Genomic DNA, 19,583 nt, shown 5'->3' on the forward strand with positions numbered 1-19,583 from the left:
CCGCCTGCGGCAGCTGCTACGCGTTGTGAGCTGTATTCACCTCAATTTTCCACTCCGCTGCCAGCTCCACTGGGCAGCGGCTTTTTTGCGTCACTGCTTTGTCATCTTTTTGTCATACAGGATCGCTAGGGTGTGCGCATGAATGATCTGGCCAATTCCCCAATGACTACGACATCCGCTCCCAAGCGCATTGATTTCAATACGCCTGAACTGCAACGCAAGCGGCGTATTCGCGCGCTTAAAGATCACCTCACCCGCTGGTATGTGTTTATCGGCGGGCTTGCCGTGCTCGGCGCAATCACGCTGATTTTCTTCTTCCTTGGTTATGTGGTGTTCCCGCTGTTCCAGGGCGCGGACCTGAACGCCAAGCAGGCGATCACGCCGGTCTGGATGCAGGACGCCGGTAAACCGCTGATGATTTCCGTCGAGGAGCAAAATCAGGTCGGGATGCGCGTGTCCGACCAAGGCATGGTGCTGTTCTTCAATGCGAAGAATGGCGAAGAACTGTCGCGCGTGAACCTGCCACTGCCGCCCGGCACGCAAGTGACCTCGCTGGGTGAAGACCAGCCGGGTAACCCGGTGGTGGCATTGGGCTTGTCCAATGGCCAGGCGCTGGTGTTCCGTCACACGTATAAAGTCAGCTACCCGGAGGGTAAAAAAACCATTACCCCGGCGGTTGAATACCCGTATGGCCAAGCGCCCATCGCCCTCGACCCGCAAGGGCGTGCGCTGGATCATGTGAACCTCAATGTGAATGACTCGACGTTAGTGTTGGCCGGCTCTGCGGGTTCGCAATTGAACGTGCTGTCGTTGGCCAGCGAAGAAAACATGATGACGGGCGAGGTCACGAACTCCGAGACCCGCATCGACCTGCCGCAAATGACCGAGCAGGTTAAAGCGCTGTACATCGACCCGCGTCAGCAGTGGTTGTATGTGATCAATGGCCGCGCCCAGGCCGACGTGTTCAGTCTGCGTGACAAGAGCCTGAATGGCCGTTACAAGCTGGCGGACGACGCCACCACTCAAATCACTGCCAGTACGCAATTGGTGGGCGGTATTTCGCTGATCTTTGGTGACTCGACCGGCAGCCTGAGCCAGTGGTTCATGGCCCGCGACCCGGATGGCGAATCGCGCTTCAAGCACATCCGCAGCTTCAAAATGGGCGACTCGCCGATTGTTGAAATCACCGCTGAGCAGCGTCGCAAAGGCTTCCTGGCCCTGGACGCCGCCGGTGAAATCGGCGTGTTCCACAGCACCGCGCACCGCACCCTGCTGGTGGAAAAAGTCGCAGAAGGCCCCGGCATCATGGCGTTGTCGCCGCGTGCCAACCGCATCATCGTGGAAGAGGGTGGCAAGCTGCTGCCACTGACCTTGAAGAACCCGCACCCGGAAGTGTCCTGGAGCGCGCTGTGGAGCAAGGTCTGGTACGAGAACTACGATGAACCGAAATACGTCTGGCAATCGACCGCCGCCAACACCGATTTCGAACCCAAGATGAGCCTTGCGCCATTGACCTTCGGCACGTTGAAGGCGGCGTTCTACGCCATGTTGTTGGCGGCACCGCTGGCGGTAGCCGCAGCGATCTACACCGCCTACTTCATGGCGCCGAGCCTGCGCCGCAAGGTCAAGCCGGTGATCGAATTGATGGAAGCGATGCCGACGGTGATTTTGGGCTTCTTTGCCGGCTTGTTTCTGGCGCCGTATGTCGAAGGCCATTTGCCCGGTATTTTCAGCCTGCTGATGCTGTTGCCAATCGGTATTTTGCTGGCCGGTTTCACCTGGAGCCGCCTGCCTGAGTCGATCCGCCTGCGCGTGCCGGAGGGTTGGGAGAGCATGATCCTGATCCCGGTGATTCTGTTCATTGGCTGGTTGTCGCTGTACATGAGCCCGTTCATGGAAGCGTGGTTCTTTGGTGGCGACATGCGCCTGTGGATCTCCCACGATCTAGGCATCACTTACGATCAGCGCAACGCTCTGGTGGTGGGTTTGGCGATGGGCTTTGCGGTTATCCCCAACATCTACTCGATTGCTGAGGATGCCGTGTTCAGCGTGCCGCGCGGTCTGACCCTGGGTTCGCTGGCGCTGGGTGCCACACCGTGGCAGACCATGACCCGTGTGGTGATCCTGACCGCCAGCCCAGGGATTTTTTCGGCACTGATGATCGGCATGGGCCGTGCAGTGGGCGAAACCATGATCGTGCTGATGGCCACGGGTAACACACCGGTCATGGAAATGAACCTGTTCGAAGGCTTGCGTACTTTGGCGGCGAACGTGGCAGTGGAGATGCCTGAGTCGGAAGTGGGCGGTAGCCATTACCGCGTGCTGTTCCTCTCGGCGCTGGTGCTGTTGTTGTTCACCTTCATCATGAACACTCTCGCCGAGCTGATTCGTCAGCGTCTGCGCAAGAAATATTCGTCGCTTTAAGGAAGGTAGAAGTCTGTGAAACAGAATTCCCTCAAAGGTTGGGTCAAGAGCGGCGCTCCGGGTGTCTGGATCAGCGGTGGCGCGGTGTCGCTCGCGGTCATCATGACCATTGGTTTGCTGGCAGTGATTGCGGTGCGCGGGTTGGGCCATTTTTGGCCCGCGGATCTGGTGCTGGCGCAATACAACGTGCCCGGCTCTGCTAATCACGTCGTACTGGGCGAAGTGGTGCAAAAGGAAGAAGTGCCGCGCGAACGCCTCAAAAGCGCCGGTTTGCCAGTGCCCGACCAAGGCCCGGAGTTCATGACCCGCGAGTTGATCAAGGTTGGCAACCGTGACTTGAACGGCAACGACTTTACCTGGGTCGTCGGCGAGTGGCTGACTGACCAGAAGATGCCCCCCGAGTTGATGGCCATTGAGCGTCGCGAGTGGGGCAACTTTTACGGTTACCTGGTCAATGTGAAAGAAAACGGCAAGGTGGTCGCTGAAGGTGCGGCGGCCTGGCCTGAGGTGCAAGCCCGGGTCAAGCGCGTCAACGAGCTGGCCAAGCAACTCAGCCAACTGGAAAAGAAAGACATTGGCGCGATCAACTACGGGTTGGAGCGTATTCGTCTGCACAGCCGCAAGCTGGAACTCGAAGGCAAGTTGACGCCGCAAGCCCAGGCGGACATGGAAACCGAACGTGCCGAGCTGAATGCACGTTACAAAGCCATCGAAGACCGTTTGGGCGAACTGCATGCACAGTTCAATCGCGACAGCCTGACGGCCCGCGATGCCAACGGCAAAGAACTGGAAATCAACATCGGCAAAGTGGTCAAGGCTTATCAGCCCAACGCCATGAACAGCTGGCAGAAGCTGGCGATGTATTTCAGCAACATTTGGGAGTTCCTCAGCGAAGACCCGCGTGAAGCCAACACCGAAGGCGGGATCTTCCCGGCGATTTTCGGCACCGTGATGATGACCTTGATCATGGCCGTGATCGTGACGCCGTTTGGCGTGCTGGCAGCGGTGTACCTGCGTGAGTACGCCAAACAGAACACCCTGACCCGGATCATCCGTATCGCGGTGAACAATTTGGCGGGTGTACCGGCGATTGTGTACGGCGTATTTGGCCTGGGCTTCTTTGTGTATGTGCTGGGTGGCTCGGTTGACCGCCTGTTTTTCGCCGAAGCCTTACCCGCGCCGACCTTTGGTACGCCGGGCCTGATGTGGGCGTCGCTGACGCTGGCGCTGCTGGCGGTGCCGGTGGTGATCGTGGCCACTGAAGAGGGGCTGGCGCGTATTCCTCGCACCGTGCGTGAAGGCTCGCTGGCATTGGGCGCTACCAAATCCGAGACCTTGTGGAAGATCGTGCTGCCGATGGCCAGCCCGGCCATGATGACCGGCATGATTCTCGCCGTGGCTCGCGCGGCGGGTGAAGTGGCACCGCTGATGCTGGTGGGTGTGGTCAAGCTGGCGCCGTCGCTGCCGCTGGACGGCAACTACCCGTACCTGCACCTTGACCAGAAGATCATGCACTTGGGCTTCCATATTTATGACGTCGGCTTCCAAAGCCCGAACGTTGAAGCCGCACGACCGCTGGTGTACGCCACGGCGCTGCTGCTGGTGCTGGTGATTGCGACCCTGAACCTATCGGCGGTGTGGATTCGCAACCACCTGCGCGAGAAGTACAAGGCGCTGGAAAGCTGATAACGCAACACCTGTAGGCGCGAGCGTGCTCGTGAAGGCATCGGCAGGGTCTCAAGGTGGGACCGAGGTGTCTGGAGTGTGAGCCAGTTCGTTGCTACAGCAAATGAAAAGCCCGGTCAGAACGACCGACACGAATGTTTAGCGTATGGAGCAACCCATGCAGCATGAATCCTCCGCCCACGGCATCAACATGTCCGCCCTGGGTCGCACCAAACAAAGCTTGAACCTGGCCAACGAAGAAGTTGCCATTGAAGTCCCGGGCCTGAACCTTTACTACGGTGAAAAACAGGCGCTGTTCGACGTGAGCCTGAACATTCCAAAGCAGCGTGTGACCGCTTTTATCGGTCCCTCGGGTTGCGGCAAGTCCACGCTGCTGCGCACCTTCAACCGCATGAACGATCTGGTGGACGGTTGCCGGGTTGAGGGCGAGATCAACCTGTACGGCCACAACATTTACCGCAAGGGCGAGGACGTGGCTGAGCTGCGTCGCCGGGTGGGCATGGTGTTCCAGAAGCCCAACCCGTTCCCCAAGACCATCTACGAGAACGTGGTCTACGGCTTGCGGATTCAGGGCATCAATAAAAAGCGCATCCTCGACGAAGCCGTGGAGTGGGCGCTTAAAGGTGCGGCGTTGTGGGATGAGGTCAAAGACCGCCTGCACGACTCGGCGCTGGGTTTGTCCGGTGGTCAGCAACAGCGTTTGGTGATCGCCCGTACCATCGCGGTTGAACCCGAAGTGTTGTTGCTCGATGAGCCGTGCTCGGCCCTCGACCCGATCTCGACGCTGAAGGTCGAAGAGCTGATTTACGAGCTTAAGTCCAAGTTCACCATCGTCATTGTGACCCACAACATGCAGCAGGCTGCGCGGGTGTCGGATTACACCGCCTTTATGTACATGGGCAAAATGGTTGAATACGGCGACACCGACACCTTGTTCACCAACCCGGCCAAAAAGCAGACCGAAGACTACATCACCGGGCGCTATGGCTAGTTGGGGCGGGCTTTACAGTTCGCGGTAACGACACATTTGGCTAGCAGCGTATAGCTTGCGGCTCACAGTTTTTGCGGAGCAGAACCATGATTTCAAAGGATGGCCTCACCCATCACATTTCCGCGCAGTTCAACGCGGAACTCGAAGAAGTGCGCAGCCACTTGCTGGCCATGGGCGGGCTGGTCGAGAAGCAGGTTAACGACGCGGTCACGGCGTTGATCGAGGCCGATTCCGGGCTGGCTCAGCAAGTGCGTGAGATCGACGAACAGATCAATCAGATGGAACGCAACATCGACGAAGAATGCTTGCGCATTCTGGCCCGCCGTCAGCCTGCGGCGTCTGACCTGCGGTTGATCATCAGCATTTCCAAGTCGGTGATCGACCTTGAGCGCATCGGGGACGAAGCGACCAAAATTGCCCGTCGTGCGATTCAGCTCTGTGAAGAGGGCGAAGCGCCGCGTGGTTATGTTGAAGTGCGACACATCGGCGATCAGGTGCGCAACATGGTACGTGATGCACTGGATGCATTTGCCCGCTTCGACGCCGACCTGGCGCTGTCGGTGGCGCAGTACGACAAAATCATCGACCGTGAATACAAAACGGCGTTGCGCGAGTTGGCCACCTACATGATGGAAGACCCGCGCTCGATCTCGCGGGTGCTGAGCATCATTTGGGTGCTGCGTTCGCTGGAACGCATTGGCGACCATGCGCGCAATATTTCGGAATTGGTCATCTATCTGGTACGTGGCACAGACGTGCGCCACATGGGCCTTAAGCGCATGCGTGAAGAAGTTGAAGGCACAGGCGGTGATAACGCTAATGTTCCGCAACCACCTGACGATAAATAAGACTGCCCGAGATGAAAACGCCTGGCTCTAGCCGGGCGTTTTGCTTTTCGGCGTTCATATTCAGGCGCTCTGCGAACGTAAAGTGATTCGGGGTGCCCCCAAGATTTGGCACATGGCCATCATTCGGCGCATGCTTGTCAAGATTTCAGAGGAGCAATCGATGAGCAAGGTCAGTGTGTTGGTGGTGGATGACGCGTCGTTTATTCGCGATCTGGTTAAAAAATGCCTGCGTAATGCATTTCCGGGCATCAAGATCGAAGACGCGGTCAACGGCCGCAAAGCACAGGCCATGCTGACCCGCGATGCGTTCGATCTGGTGCTGTGTGATTGGGAAATGCCAGAGATGTCCGGCCTTGAGCTGCTGACCTGGTGCCGCGAGCAAGACCATCTCAAAACCCTGCCCTTCATCATGGTCACCAGCCGTGGCGACAAAGAGAACGTGGTGCAGGCGATTCAGGCCGGTGTTTCGGATTTTGTCAGCAAGCCGTTCACCAATGAGCAGTTACTGACCAAGGTGAAAAAAGCCTTCACCAAAGCGGGCCTGATGGACGCGGTGATGGCATGTGCACCGACGCGCATGAATTCGGCCTTCGGCAATGACTCGTTGAGCGCGTTGACCGGTGGCAAGACCCAACTGGCCACCCCGGCCCTAGCACCGGCTGCGCGCCCGCAGACCGTTGCGGCCCCGGTGGCCCCGGCGGCCAAAGCCGCCAGCCAAACCCCGACCGGGCGTGGCCAGGGACAATTGCGTCTGTCGAGCGGTACTCAAGCGTGTGTGATCAAGGCGCTGAGCTTGAAGGAAGCGCTGCTGGTGGTGCGTAGGGGTGAAGTGCTGCCACAGGTACTGGAAAGTGCAGTGCTCGACCTTGAGCAGGGCGACAACGCCGAAGTAGCGCGTTTGAATGGTTACCTGCACGCCATCGTGGCTTACGAGCCCAAGCCCGACAGTGATTGGTTGCAACTGACCTTTCGCTTCGTGGACCAGGATGCGGCGAAGATGGGTTACCTCTCGCGGTTAATCGCCCATGGCACGGCACAAAAATACTTCGTACCGGGGGCGTAAGACGCACCGGTTTAAGCCGTAGCCGCTGGCGAGGTACGAGGCTGCGATCGCGTGCCGCATCACGTTCGGTCGCAGCCTCGCGCTGCTCGTTAACGACTGGAGGGCTTATGGCAGTTGCAGGCCGCCGGAGGCTTTGTGGATCGCTCGCAGATGTTCGCCGATGTGTTTGACGTTGACCTCGGTCGCGGCAATTTCAGCCGCGCGCGCCGGCTCCAGCAGGCTGCGTACTTCTTTGTCCAAATCACCGGTCAGGCGCAGTAATTGCTGCTGGCGCTGGCTGCTTTCTGATTCGAGCATTTCCCACTCTTTTGCCTGTGGCAAACCATAGCCGCTGCTGCCAAGCAGTTCGGCCGGACGACTGAGAAAGCCGCTGCTGGCGAGGATCTCTTGCAGTGTCTGATTGGCCTTGTCCATACCGGCGCCTTCAATGCCGCGTACCTTCAAGTACTTCTGTTTAACCTCGTCTTGCGCCAACAGCAGTTGGCGGCGAAAGGCTGCTTGCTCCAACAGTAACAACGCAGCACTGGCGCGCAGGTCGGCTTGCCCGATCCACGGGCGACGTTCATCCGGGCTGAGCGCGAGCCAGTCTTCGACGCTGGTTTGCTTGATCGGCAGACGGGTCTTGAGTACATCGAACATCGCCTGATAACGGTCGCGGTACGAGTCAAAGCGATAACCCAAACGCAGGGCTTCTTTTTTGTCGTTCAGCACGCTGGTATCAGCCAGGCCACGGGCCTTGAGCACCTCCAGCAAGCCGTTGGGCATGATGCTGTCCAGGCCTTTGAGCTGCGCATTGTCGCTGCCGCTGCGCAGCAGTTTCAGGGTTTCGACCGCGCAGTTATTGGAGATGAAGTAGTAGTTGCCATCGTAGCTCCAGTGCATCTCGGCGGCGTGTTCTACCACGTCTTCGATTTCTGCACGGTTGAGTGTGAGCGGCACGGACGCCAGGCTGCGCAGTTCGGTTTTGGTGTATTCGTCGATCACTTGGGCCAGCGGCAATACAAACAGGCGTGACGGGTAAGCCCCGGTCAGGCCATCCCAGCTCGACAGCTGTACGTCGTTGACGAATGCGCGGTAGGACAACACCAGATGTTCTTGCAGGTCGAGCCGGCAATCCGGCCCCCGAGGACGTCCCGGCGCGCAGATCACCAGCCGCAGCATGCTGTGGCCCCAGCGGCTGGCCCATTCTTGGTTGGCCTCGGCAAGCAAGTAGTCCACGGCATACACGCGTTCCGGGTCGACGGTGCCGAGCGGCTGTTTGGCAAAGTCGTTACCGGCATTGAGAAAGGCGAAGCCTTTGGGGCATTCATCCTTGGCTGCGGGCGCCCAGCCGAAGCGCTCTTTGTAGTAGCGATACAGCGCCGGGCGGCGGCAGGCGTAGGCCGGGTCGAGGAGGAAGTACTCCATGTTGACCGCGACAAATTCTCGGGGGTTGCTGACCTCGTAGAGGTCGGGGCTGCGCACCACCTGATGGTTGTCTTGCTCCCGTTCGCCGCGGCGGCCGACGTATTGCTGCCACCCTGCCAGGTCAAGCAGCCGCGGATCGTCGCTGAGGGTGAAGCGGCGTTCGGCCTGGCCTCGGCAGTCGTCCGGCAGGCCAATCAGCCCGGCACTGTTGTGCTGGCGCGTGCAACGCTGGATTTGGGTGCGCTCGGCAGCAGGCCACAGACGTGCGCGGTCGTAGATGTGCGTCAGCTCGTGCAGCACGGTGGCGAGTAATTCGCGGCGTACCGTGCCGTGGGGGCGATTGGTTTGCTCGGTGGCGGCCGAACCGTCGGTCAGGCTCGCCAGCAGTTTGCGATTGAGGTCCAGCTCGGACACGAGTGAGGCTTGGCCGTAGGCGTTGCTCGGCATGCCTTCGGTCCAGCCCACCAGAATCTGGCGGTCCAATTGCTCGATCAAGCGCGGTGGCAGCTTGTGCATGGCCTCGTCGAGCAAGGCTTGGGTCGCCTGTTGCTCAGCCGGGCTCAGGCCGTCGGTCTTGAGTTGCAGATGCAGCGCGGCCTGGGCGCTGCTGCCGATCAGCAGCAGGCCACAGGCGGCGAGCCAGCGCGCTATCGGCCTCACAGTGCGAGGATGGCTTCGGCGAGGACTTGATCGCTGGCGTTGCGTGCTTCAGGTACGCGATCGCGCAGGGTGTTGAAGGCCGCTTCCAGTTGTACGCCGCGAATGTCGCCTTGGCTGGCAACGAAGGTAGCGGCGTCATCGTGGGCCTCGCGCACTACTTTTGAGTCGCGGATCGAGGTGGTGGTGTCAGAAGTGAAGTCGATGGTGCGTCCGAATGCGCGAACGATGATGTTACTGGTTTGCACCAGGGTTTGTGCCTGCGCCACATCGGCGAGCAACAACAGGCCAAGGGTGGCGACAATCAACGGGCTACGCATGACATTTCTCCAGAAAACGCGGGTGTTTATTGGACGAGAATCGCTTGTGCCAGTTCAAAGTCGCTGGCACTCAATTTTGGTTGGCTGTGGCGCACGTAGCGCAACGCAGACTCCAACTGCGAACCCCGCAGTTGACCGTCACTGGCGATAAAAGCGGCAGCGTCATCCTGAGCGGCGCGGATCAGTTTGTTGTCGAAAGGAGCCGACGTCACTTTGCTGGTGACATAACCGGTGAGCACTGTGGTTTGTGTGCTGGTGTCGAAGGCGGATGCAGATTGAACCCAGCAAAGGGCAAGTAAAGCGATAGTGAGAAAGCGCATGGGTCTCGACGTTGGTTGAGCGAGGGCCAAGGCTAGCGTAATGGGCGGGGCAGGGCCAGAGCGGGGGGCGTGTTCTTCATGTAGGGGCGGGCTTTATCTCAAGCAAGCGCGCTCCTACAGGAAGACGACCTGTCAGAGGGTCAGGATGGCCTGAGCCAATTGGGTGTCGGAGGCTTGCAGCTGCGGTGCTTGCTGGCGGATGAAGTCCAGTGCGCTTTCGAGCTTAACGCCACGGACAGTGCCTTCACTGGCGACAAAGCTGGCGGCGTCGTCACGGGCTGCACGCACTATCTTGTTGTCGCGGATGGAGTTGGTGGCATCTGAGGTCAGGTCGGTGGTGGCCTTGAGCGTACCTACGATGGCATCGGTGGTCACGATGAAGCTGGAAGCATTGGCGCTGGCGGCAACAACCAGCAAAGCCGCTGCGCTCAGTAGGCGAAGTGTGGACATGGTGATACTCCTTGGCAGGTGCTTATACGTTAGACGTTATGGGCGAATAGTAGGCCGAGTGCTGCGCGGGGCAAAGAATGTTTTACCTGTAACGGGTGTTTTAGCGCTCTGGCTCAAGGATTTCTATAGCTGTACTTGTTCTTGTGTGCTGTATTTAAAACTGTACCTATTCGATGGTGGCTTACGTAAACAGGGTTGCTGAAACGACAAAACCCGTCAGCGGTTGCCCGCGACGGGTTTTGTTTTTTCAATTCTGGGTGCTGGCGGTGGACCGGTGGTCAGGGCCAGCGAGCGCTTGTTAGCGCCAGAACGGCTTGCTCAGCTCTTCGTAACGCTGTGCTTCGCTAATCCCGGCATCCGCCAGAAGACGCGAATCCAGGCGAGCCAGTTGATGGCGGCTGGAGATACGGCGCTGCCACAACATCAGGTTGGCAAGTACGCGCAAAGGCATGGAAGCCTGGGTGTTTACAGTGTTGCTTTCGTTGAACAGATCGGAACTGAGGGTACGTTCCATGATGGCATCCTTCCGCTTGTGGCGGCATTGGCGAGTGGTTTAACTGGTGCCCATGATCCTCCTCCGTGTCGAGACTCTCTAGATACAGTTCACTTGTATTGTGATGAGCCAGTTAACTGTTTATGGGCGCTGTACGGCCATAAATGGGCGCAACTGTACCTGTCGGCACTAAGTTGGTGCATTTTTGATCAATTTAGTGAGAAATTGCCGTGGTAAGAGTAGGGAATGACCAGTACAGCAGTACAGTTTTTGAAACTCCAGGCACAAAAAAGCCGCCGAGGAAACAGTGTTTTCTGCGGCGGCTGTCTAGCTCGCGTGTTACGGCAGCATTTTCCCGGTTTCTTCCAGGTTGATGTGCCAGCTCAACGCTTCGCGCAGGATGTGCGGGGTGTGGCCACCGATTGCACAGGCTTTGCTGAAGTAGTCATTGAGTGCTTCACGGAAATCCGGGTGTACACAGTTGTCGATGATCACCCGAGCGCGTTCGCGAGGTGCCAGACCGCGCAGGTCGGCCAGGCCCTGTTCGGTCACCAGGATGTCCACATCGTGCTCGGTGTGGTCGACGTGGCTGACCATTGGCACGACGCTGGAGATCGCGCCAGCCTTGGCAATGGACTTGGTCACAAAGATCGCCAGGTGAGCGTTACGGGCGAAATCGCCTGAACCGCCGATGCCGTTCATCATGCGTGTGCCGCAGACGTGGGTGGAGTTCACGTTGCCGTAGATGTCGAATTCCAGGGCAGTGTTGATGCCGATGATGCCCAGGCGCCGTACCACTTCAGGGTGGTTGGAGATTTCTTGCGGGCGCAGGACCAGTTTGTCCTTGTAGCGCTCCAGGTTGCCGAATACGTCCGAGTTGCGACGTTCAGACAAGGTGATCGAACTGCCCGAGGCGAAGCTCATCTTGCCAGCGTCGATCAGGTCGAAAGTCGAGTCCTGCAACACTTCGGAGTACATGGTCAGGTCTTCGAACGGCGAGTCGATCAAGCCGCACATGACGGCGTTGGCGATGTTGCCGATACCTGCTTGCAGCGGGCCGAGTTTGTTGGTCATGCGGCCTGCTTCAACTTCAGCCTTGAGGAAGTTGATCAGGTGGAAGGCGATGCCGTCGGTTTCGCTGTCTGGCTCGGACACCGTGGACGGTGAGTCGGGCTTGTTGGTAATAACGATGGCGACGATTTTTTCTGGTGGAATCGGGATCGCAGTGCTGCCGATACGGTCGTCGACTTTGACCAGCGGGATGGGCGTGCGCGTCGGACGGTAGGTCGGAATATAGATGTCGTGCAGGCCTTCCAGATTCGGGTTATGCGCCAGGTTGATCTCGACGATCACTTGTTTGGCGAAAATCGCGAAGCTGGCGGAGTTGCCTACAGAAGTCGTTGGAACAATATGACCTTGCTCGGTAATAGCGACGGCTTCAATTACTGCGATATCCGGCAGCTTCAGTTGATTGTTACGCAGCTGTTCAACCGTTTCGGACAAATGCTGGTCAATGAACATCACTTCGCCAGCATTGATAGCTTTGCGCAAGGTGCTGTCTACCTGGAACGGCATGCGACGAGCCAGTACACCGGCCTCGGTCAGTTGTTTGTCCAGATCGTTGCCCAGGCTGGCGCCGGTCATCAGGGTGATTTTCAGGGGCGATGTTTTAGCGCGCTCGGCCAATGCTTTTGGGACGGCCTTGGCTTCGCCGGCACGGGTAAAACCGCTCATGCCGACGGTCATGCCGTCTTGGATAAGGGCGGCGGCTTCTTCGGCGCTCATGACCTTATCGTGCAGGGAATTTAGGCGAATACGTTCACGGTACATGGATTGTTATCTCGGGCAACGGAAGCAAGATGCGCAGTCTATTCATTTTCAAAGGCTGGCGTCCCGCTACCATGGTCGAATGCCTGACGGCGATTTAGACCCTTTGGTCGGGATCTTTGGGGAATAAAAAACCCCGGTCAATTCAGCGCCGGGGTTCTCAGTCGTGCAGTGGCGGAGATGTTACTCGACCGCTTTGACCATATCTTCAATAACTTTCTTGGCGTCACCGAAGACCATCATGGTTTTATCCAAGTAAAACAGTTCGTTATCCAGACCTGCGTAGCCACTGGCCATTGAGCGTTTGTTAACGATGACGGTCTTGGCTTTGTAAGCCTCAAGGATCGGCATGCCCGCAATCGGGGATTTGGGATCGTTCTTGGCTGCCGGGTTGACCACGTCGTTGGCGCCCAACACCAGCACCACGTCGGCCTGACCAAACTCGGAGTTGATGTCTTCCATTTCGAACACTTGGTCATAAGGTACTTCGGCCTCGGCCAGCAGCACGTTCATATGACCGGGCATCCGGCCCGCTACCGGATGGATGGCGTATTTGACGGTTACGCCGCGATGGGTCAGTTTCTCGGTCAGCTCTTTAAGTGCGTGCTGTGCCCGCGCTACGGCCAGGCCATAACCCGGCACGATGATGACGGTGTCGGCGTTGGTCAGCAGGAAGGTGGCGTCGTCTGCCGAGCCGGATTTAACCGGACGGGCTTCTTGCGCACCCGCAGGGCCGGCCACATCGGTTGCGCCGCCAAAACCGCCGAGAATCACATTGAAGAACGAACGGTTCATCGCCTTGCACATGATGTACGACAGGATTGCGCCCGAGGAGCCCACCAGCGAACCGGCAATAATCAGCATTGAGTTGTTCAGCGAGAAGCCGATACCTGCTGCCGCCCAGCCTGAGTAGCTGTTGAGCATCGACACCACGACCGGCATGTCTGCGCCGCCAATCGGGATGATGATCAGCACGCCCAGTACGAACGCCAGAGCCAGCATCAATGCGAAGGCATTAAGGTTGCCGGTCAGCATGAAGGTGATGCCCAGCGCCAAGGTGGCCAGGCCCAGTGCCAGGTTCAGCTTGTGTTGGCCGCCGAACTGTACCGGTGCACCCTGGAACAGGCGGAACTTGTATTTACCCGACAGCTTGCCGAAAGCGATCACCGAACCCGAGAAGGTAATCGCGCCAATGGCAGCACCCAGAAACAGTTCCAGACGGTTGCCCGCAGGAATGGCGTCGCCCAGTTGTTTGACGATGCCCAGCGATTGCGGCTCGACGACGGCGGCAATGGCGATGAACACCGCAGCCAGGCCGATCATGCTGTGCATGAAGGCAACCAGTTCGGGCATTTTGGTCATTTCAACGCGCTTGGCCATGACCGAGCCAGCTGTTCCGCCGACCAACAGGCCGACAATCACGTAGCCGATACCCGCTGTCGCTATTTCAGCGCCTAGTTTGTAGATAAGCCCTACGGTGGTAATTACCGCCAAAGCCATGCCGAGTATGCCGAACAGGTTGCCGCGACGTGAGGTGGTCGGGTGCGACAGGCCTTTAAGCGCTTGAATGAAGCAGATCGATGCAACCAGATACAGCACAGTGACCAGATTCATGCTCATGGTTTACGCACCTCGTCTTTAGCTTTAGGTGCTTTCTTCTTGAACATTTCCAGCATGCGCCGGGTGACCAAAAATCCACCGAATACGTTTACGGCTGCCAGTGCGACGGCCAGGGTGCCCATGGTTTTACCCAGCGGGGTGACTGTCAGTGCGGCGGCGAGCATCGCGCCGACGATCACAATCGCCGAAATGGCATTGGTGACGGCCATCAGTGGGGTGTGCAGGGCAGGGGTTACGTTCCAGACCACGTGGTAGCCAACGTAAATGGCCAGCACGAAAATGATCAGGTTGTAGATGCCGGGCGAGATCAGCTCTTCCATTGTTTTTATCCTCAGCCGTTTTTGCGCACGACTTGCCCGTCGCGGCACATCAGGCACGCAGCGACGATGTCGTCTTCTAGGTTGATCTGAAACTGCCCTTCAGGGGTGAAGACCAGCTTGAGGAAGTCCAGCAAGTTGCGGGCATACAGCGCGGAGGCGTCTGCGGCCACCATTGCAGCCAGATTGGTGTGGCCCACGAGGGTGACACCGTGCTCAACCACGACGTGATCCGCCACGGTCAGCGGGCAATTACCGCCTTGCGCCGCGGCGAGGTCGATGACCACTGAGCCGGGTTTCATTTGCGCCACGGTTTCTGCGCTGAGCAGTACCGGGGCCTTACGGCCGGGGATCAGCGCAGTGGTGATGACGATGTCAGCCAGTTTGGCGCGTTCGTGAACGGCCAAAGCTTGGCGCTGCATCCAGCTCGCAGGCATGGGCCGTGCGTAGCCGCCCACACCGACGGCGCACTCGCGCTCTTCGTCCGTTTCATACGGCACGTCGACGAACTTGGCTCCCAGCGATTCAATCTGCTCCTTAACCGCAGGTCGTACATCCGACGCTTCAATCACGGCGCCTAAGCGTTTGGCGGTGGCGATGGCCTGCAAGCCTGCAACCCCGGCGCCAAGGATCAGCACGCGGGCTGCCTTAACGGTGCCTGCTGCGGTCATCAACATGGGCATGAAACGGGGGTAATAGTGAGCGGCCAGCAACACGGCTTTGTAACCCGCAATGTTGGCTTGGGATGACAGCACATCAAGACTTTGCGCACGAGAGGTGCGTGGGGCCGCTTCGAGAGAGAAGGCCGTGATGCCGTGCCCCGCCAGTTTGGCAATGGTTTCATTGCTGAACGGGTTGAGCATGCCAATCAGCACGGCACCGCTGTTAATCAGGGCCAGTTCGCTGTCATTGGGGGCAACCACTTTGAGAATCAGCTCGGCACCGAATGCTTCTCGGGCGCTGCCAATGGTTGCGCCGACGGCTTCATAAGCGCTGTCGATAACACTGGCATTAATGCCCGCGCCGCTTTCAACAGTCACCTTATGGCCTTGGCCGATCAGCTTCTTGATGGTTTCCGGGGTTGCAGCAACCCGCGTTTCACCCGTGTGGGTTTCGAGAGGAACACCAATGTGCACGTCATGTCTCCTGCGTGATCTTTTATAAGAAAGCCAGCGCACTGCGGTGGGTGCGTCTGGGGCGGCCGATCAGCACGACCCCACCAGAATCAGGGTGGGGCGCCGCATAATGCAGGCGTTTTTTTAGCCCTTCAAGAACTTATGGAGGGTGACGGAATTTTTACTACAAGTCATGCCGTGACCGAATGTCGCAATGATAAGCCGGGCGCCAATAACGACGGGGCTTCTAGGGATTAAAGGTGCTTTTAGAGTTTTTTTCACATTTCTTTTAGTTATGCGGGCATAACTTTCGGAAATACCCTGTAGGCCGCGTGGTTACTGGCCTGCAGGTTTGTCCAGATAGACATAAGTTTAGGGTGTTATAAAGCGACATTTACGTACATATGTAGGGCTATTTGTTGCTGCACTACATAATCATTGCGGACGTTGCTCTTGGCTAAAGCAAGCTGTAGCGCCGGGCTTGCTGGATGAGCCAGTCGCGAAACGCCTGGAGAGAGGCAGATTCGATTTTGCGTTCTGGAATCATCAGGTGATAAGCCTTGGTGCTGGGTAGTGTGGCGGGGTGGGCAATCACCAGGCGTTGCTCGGTCAGCTCGCGTTGAATCAAAAAAGGCGGGATAAGGGCGACGCCCATATCGTGCATGGCGGCTTGGGCCAGCATCGAAAACAGTTCATAGCGTGGACCGGTCATGTCGCGTGGCACGCTCATCTCTTGTGCGTTGAACCATTGCCGCCACGCGTAGGGGCGGGTGGTCTGTTGCAATAAGGGGAGTTCGGCGAGTGCTGATGCGCTGAGGGTTTTGTGGGTGTTGATGAGGGTGGGGCTGCAAACAGGGACCGGGTTTTCCCCCATCAGGCGGTAGGACGTGGTGCCGGACCAGTCGGCATCGCCGAAATAGATGGCGGCGTCAAAGTCGGTGTCGGCAAAGAGGAAGGGGCGGGTACGGTTTGTAAGGTTGACCGTGACGTCAGGGTGCTGCTGTTGGAAGTCCTTGAGTCGGGGAAGCAACCATTGCGTGCCAAAGGTGGGCACAACGGCCAGTTCAATAACGTTAGCGCCTTGTTGCCCCATGATCGAAAGGGTGTCGCGTTCTACGGCGTCCAGTTGGGTTGCAATGCGCCTGCTGTAGGAAAGACCAGCTTCGGTGAGTTTGACCCCACGCTTGGAACGTCTGAAAAGTTCGACGCTGAGAAACGCTTCTAGGCTAGCGATCTGTCGGCAGATGGCGCCCTGAGTGAGAGAGAGTTCTTGCGCAGCTTTGGTGAAGCTTTCGTGGCGCGCGGCGGCCTCAAAGCTGATGAGCGCGGTCGTGCTGGGAATCTTGCGGCGCATGTACGGCTTCCTCACTAAAGGCAGTCAAATATGGCGTTTTTGATCTTCACGGAGTGAGAAATTAGCACAAGAGGGTGCGTAATCTTCGTTTGTCCTTCTATATAGAAGGGACCTAGGATTGGCCCACGACATTTGATCTATTTCGCGAGGGTTCACTCATGGCGGGTAAAGCAAGCTTCAACTGGATCGATCCACTGCTGCTGGATCAACAGCTCACTGAAGAAGAGCGCATGGTGCGTGACAGCGCTGAACAGTTTGCCCAGGACAAGTTGGCGCCGCGTGTGCTTGAGGCTTTCCGGCATGAGAAGACGGATCCTGCCATTTTTCGGGAGATGGGTGAAACCGGTCTGCTGGGTGCGATGATTCCTGAGCAGTACGGAGGCAGCGGTCTCAACTATGTGAGCTATGGCCTGATCGCGCGTGAGGTAGAGCGTGTGGACTCCGGCTACCGCTCAATGATGAGTGTGCAGTCTTCGCTGGTGATGGTGCCAATCAATGAGTTCGGCACTGAGGCTCAGAAGCAGAAGTACCTGCCCAAGCTCGCGTCGGGCGAGTGGATCGGCTGTTTTGGTCTGACAGAACCTGATCATGGTTCTGATCCGGGTGCGATGATTACTCGGGCACGTAAAGTAGAGGGCGGCTACAGCCTGACGGGCGCCAAGATGTGGATCACCAACAGCCCTATCGCGGATGTGTTTGTGGTCTGGGGTAAGGATGATGCAGGTGACATTCGTGGCTTTGTTCTGGAGAAAGGCTGGAAAGGTCTGAGTGCGCCTGCGATCCATGGCAAGGTGGGTTTGCGTGCATCGATCACCGGCGAGATCGTCATGGATAACGTGTTTGTGCCTGAAGAAAACATTTTCCCGGATGTGCGTGGCTTGAAGGGGCCGTTCACCTGCTTGAATTCGGCGCGCTACGGCATTTCTTGGGGCGCACTGGGGGCGGCTGAGTCGTGCTGGCATACCGCCCGCCAATACACTTTGGATCGCAAGCAGTTTGGTCGTCCTTTAGCGGCGACCCAATTGATTCAGAAAAAACTGGCTGACATGCAGACTGAAATTACCCTGGCCCTGCAAGGTTGCCTACGTTTGGGCCGGATGAAGGATGAGGGGACTGCAGCGGTAGAGATTACGTCGATCATGAAGCGTAACTCGTGCGGCAAATCACTTGATATCGCCCGCATGGCGCGTGACATGTTGGGTGGTAACGGCATTTCTGATGAGTTCGGCGTGGCACGTCACTTGGTCAACCTTGAAGTGGTGAATACCTATGAGGGTACGCACGATGTGCATGCTCTGATTCTTGGGCGTGCGCAGACGGGTCTTCAGGCGTTCTATTAATAGGAGTTCGGCTCATGGGTGCTTTATCGCATTTGCGGGTGTTGGACTTGTCGCGCGTGTTGGCTGGTCCGTGGGCCGGGCAGATCCTGGCAGACCTTGGGGCAGAAGTGATCAAGGTCGAGCGTCCGGGCAACGGCGATGACACGCGAGCCTGGGGGCCGCCCTTCCTTAAAGATGCTTATGGTGAGAGCACGGGGGAGGCGGCCTATTATTTGTCGGCTAATCGCAACAAGCAGTCGGTGACCATTGACTTCACTCAACCTGAAGGTCAGCGGCTGGTGCGGGAGTTAGCGGCGAAGTCCGATATTTTGATCGAAAACTTCAAAGTGGGTGGGTTGCAGGCTTATGGCTTGGACTATGCGTCGCTCAAGGAGATCAATCCAGATTTGATTTACTGCTCGATCACCGGTTTCGGTCAGACGGGGCCGTATGCCAAGCGCGCAGGCTATGACTTCATGATTCAGGGGTTGGGTGGCCTGATGAGTTTGACGGGGCAGCCTGACGGTGAAGAGGGGGCAGGGCCGGTCAAGGTGGGTGTAGCGCTGACAGATATTTTGACGGGGCTGTACTCGACCGTCGCCATCCTGGCGGCGCTGGCCCATCGTCAGCATGGTGGCGGTGGTCAGCATATCGATATGGCGCTGCTGGATGTTCAGGTGGCGTGCCTGGCGAATCAGGCGATGAATTATCTGACTACAGGTGTTCCTCCTAAGCGGCTAGGCAATGCGCACCCAAATATTGTGCCTTATCAGGATTTTCCTACTGCGGATGGTGATTTCATTCTTACCGTGGGGAATGACAATCAGTTTCGAAAATTTGCTGAAGTGGCCGGTTGTGGAGAGTGGGCGCAGGACTCGCGGTTTGCGACTAATAAAGAGCGTGTGGCGAATAGAGCGGTGTTGGTGCCGCTGATACGCCAGGTGACTGTCTTCAAAACGACGGCTGAGTGGGTATCTCAGTTGGAGGCGGTGGGGGTGCCTTGCGGGCCGATCAATGATTTGGCGCAGGTGTTTCAGGACCCTCAGGTGCAGGCGCGCGGGTTGGCAATAGAGTTGCCTCATGTGCTGGCTGGGCGTGTGCCGCAGGTTGCCAGTCCAATTCGCTTATCGCAGACGCCTGTCGAGTATCGCAATGCTCCACCTTTGTTGGGCGAGCATACCGATGAGGTATTGCAGCGCGTGCTGGGATTGACTGCGGGGGCGTTGGCAGGGCTGCGTAAATCAGGCGTGGTTTGATGTGGCTGTATGTAAGGAGGGGGCGTTAGCCCCCTCTTCTATATAGAGGTTTTATTGGGCTGTTGAAGGTAATTGATAGAGTCGCTCAATTAGGGGTTGACTCAGATTTAAAACGC

The 19,583-nt window shown here is 57.8% G+C and carries 17 protein-coding genes; 7 read left to right on the top strand and 10 right to left on the bottom strand.

Going from position 1 to position 19,583, the window contains the following annotated elements; genetic code table 11:
• Window positions 1–138 precede the first annotated feature (138 nt).
• The 5 genes from GYN01_RS10625 to GYN01_RS10645 all read left to right on the top strand — a co-directional run bounded on the left by GYN01_RS10625 (window position 139) and on the right by GYN01_RS10645 (window position 7,012).
• Window positions 139–2,424: an ABC transporter permease subunit gene (locus tag GYN01_RS10625; protein WP_048363720.1), complete on the top strand. Its 2,286-nt coding sequence runs from the start codon at window positions 139–141 to the stop codon at window positions 2,422–2,424.
• 15 nt (window positions 2,425–2,439) lie between these two features.
• The gene (gene pstA / locus GYN01_RS10630) at window positions 2,440–4,110 is read left to right on the top strand and encodes a phosphate ABC transporter permease PstA (RefSeq protein WP_048363719.1); all 1,671 of its coding nucleotides are present in this window, start codon (window positions 2,440–2,442) and stop codon (window positions 4,108–4,110) included.
• Window positions 4,111–4,267: 157 nt separating this feature from the next.
• On the top strand, window positions 4,268–5,101 hold the full coding sequence (gene pstB, locus GYN01_RS10635; RefSeq protein WP_048363718.1) for a phosphate ABC transporter ATP-binding protein PstB: 834 nt from the start codon (window positions 4,268–4,270) through the stop codon (window positions 5,099–5,101).
• A gap of 86 nt (window positions 5,102–5,187) precedes the next feature.
• Window positions 5,188–5,949 (top strand): phosphate signaling complex protein PhoU, encoded by a 762-nt coding sequence (gene phoU / locus GYN01_RS10640; RefSeq protein ID WP_048363717.1) that lies wholly within the window; start codon window positions 5,188–5,190, stop codon window positions 5,947–5,949.
• A gap of 160 nt (window positions 5,950–6,109) precedes the next feature.
• Complete coding sequence (locus GYN01_RS10645) at window positions 6,110–7,012, top strand: response regulator (RefSeq protein WP_203307018.1); 903 nt, start codon at window positions 6,110–6,112, stop codon at window positions 7,010–7,012.
• A gap of 105 nt (window positions 7,013–7,117) precedes the next feature.
• On the opposite strand, the gene GYN01_RS10650 is transcribed toward GYN01_RS10645, so the two are convergent.
• From GYN01_RS10650 to GYN01_RS10695, 10 genes are all read right to left on the bottom strand, one after another.
• Window positions 7,118–9,079, bottom strand: coding sequence for a DUF7844 domain-containing protein (locus GYN01_RS10650; RefSeq protein WP_203307019.1), 1,962 nt, complete (start codon window positions 9,077–9,079; stop codon window positions 7,118–7,120).
• Window positions 9,076–9,396, bottom strand: a complete 321-nt coding sequence (locus GYN01_RS10655) for a DUF2388 domain-containing protein (protein ID WP_048363715.1) — start codon at window positions 9,394–9,396, stop codon at window positions 9,076–9,078. The genes GYN01_RS10650 and GYN01_RS10655 overlap by 4 nt, the downstream gene beginning before the upstream one ends.
• Window positions 9,397–9,422: 26 nt before the next feature.
• Window positions 9,423–9,716 (bottom strand): DUF2388 domain-containing protein, encoded by a 294-nt coding sequence (locus GYN01_RS10660; RefSeq protein ID WP_048363714.1) that lies wholly within the window; start codon window positions 9,714–9,716, stop codon window positions 9,423–9,425.
• 132 nt (window positions 9,717–9,848) lie between these two features.
• Window positions 9,849–10,166, bottom strand: a complete 318-nt coding sequence (locus GYN01_RS10665) for a DUF2388 domain-containing protein (protein ID WP_048363713.1) — start codon at window positions 10,164–10,166, stop codon at window positions 9,849–9,851.
• A 298-nt stretch (window positions 10,167–10,464) separates the two neighbouring features.
• Window positions 10,465–10,680 carry a DUF1127 domain-containing protein gene (locus GYN01_RS10670; protein ID WP_048363712.1) on the bottom strand — a complete coding sequence of 72 codons (216 nt, stop codon included), beginning with the start codon at window positions 10,678–10,680 and terminating at the stop codon, window positions 10,465–10,467.
• Between the two features lie 318 nt (window positions 10,681–10,998).
• Window positions 10,999–12,489, bottom strand: coding sequence for an acetyl-CoA hydrolase/transferase family protein (locus tag GYN01_RS10675; RefSeq protein WP_048363711.1), 1,491 nt, complete (start codon window positions 12,487–12,489; stop codon window positions 10,999–11,001).
• A gap of 180 nt (window positions 12,490–12,669) precedes the next feature.
• Window positions 12,670–14,106: an NAD(P)(+) transhydrogenase (Re/Si-specific) subunit beta gene (locus GYN01_RS10680; protein ID WP_203307020.1), complete on the bottom strand. Its 1,437-nt coding sequence runs from the start codon at window positions 14,104–14,106 to the stop codon at window positions 12,670–12,672.
• A complete protein-coding gene (locus GYN01_RS10685; protein ID WP_048363709.1) occupies window positions 14,103–14,426 on the bottom strand; it encodes an NAD(P) transhydrogenase subunit alpha part 2 in 324 nt (107 codons plus the stop codon). The genes GYN01_RS10680 and GYN01_RS10685 overlap by 4 nt, the downstream gene beginning before the upstream one ends.
• An 11-nt stretch (window positions 14,427–14,437) precedes the next feature.
• The gene (locus GYN01_RS10690; protein ID WP_048402624.1) at window positions 14,438–15,559 is read right to left on the bottom strand and encodes a Re/Si-specific NAD(P)(+) transhydrogenase subunit alpha; all 1,122 of its coding nucleotides are present in this window, start codon (window positions 15,557–15,559) and stop codon (window positions 14,438–14,440) included.
• 436 nt (window positions 15,560–15,995) lie between these two features.
• On the bottom strand, window positions 15,996–16,892 hold the full coding sequence (locus tag GYN01_RS10695; protein ID WP_048363707.1) for a LysR family transcriptional regulator: 897 nt from the start codon (window positions 16,890–16,892) through the stop codon (window positions 15,996–15,998).
• 158 nt (window positions 16,893–17,050) lie between these two features.
• Between GYN01_RS10695 and GYN01_RS10700 the strand changes: the two genes are divergently transcribed.
• Together GYN01_RS10700 and GYN01_RS10705 are read left to right on the top strand one after the other, a co-directional pair.
• Window positions 17,051–18,232, top strand: a complete 1,182-nt coding sequence (locus tag GYN01_RS10700; protein ID WP_048363706.1) for an acyl-CoA dehydrogenase — start codon at window positions 17,051–17,053, stop codon at window positions 18,230–18,232.
• Between the two features lie 14 nt (window positions 18,233–18,246).
• On the top strand, window positions 18,247–19,467 hold the full coding sequence (locus GYN01_RS10705) for a CaiB/BaiF CoA transferase family protein (protein ID WP_048363705.1): 1,221 nt from the start codon (window positions 18,247–18,249) through the stop codon (window positions 19,465–19,467).
• The last annotated feature ends 116 nt before the right edge of the window (window positions 19,468–19,583 follow it).

Origin of the sequence: Pseudomonas weihenstephanensis (assembly GCF_016812185.1) — a bacterium.
Classification (GTDB): domain Bacteria; phylum Pseudomonadota; class Gammaproteobacteria; order Pseudomonadales; family Pseudomonadaceae; genus Aquipseudomonas; species Aquipseudomonas weihenstephanensis.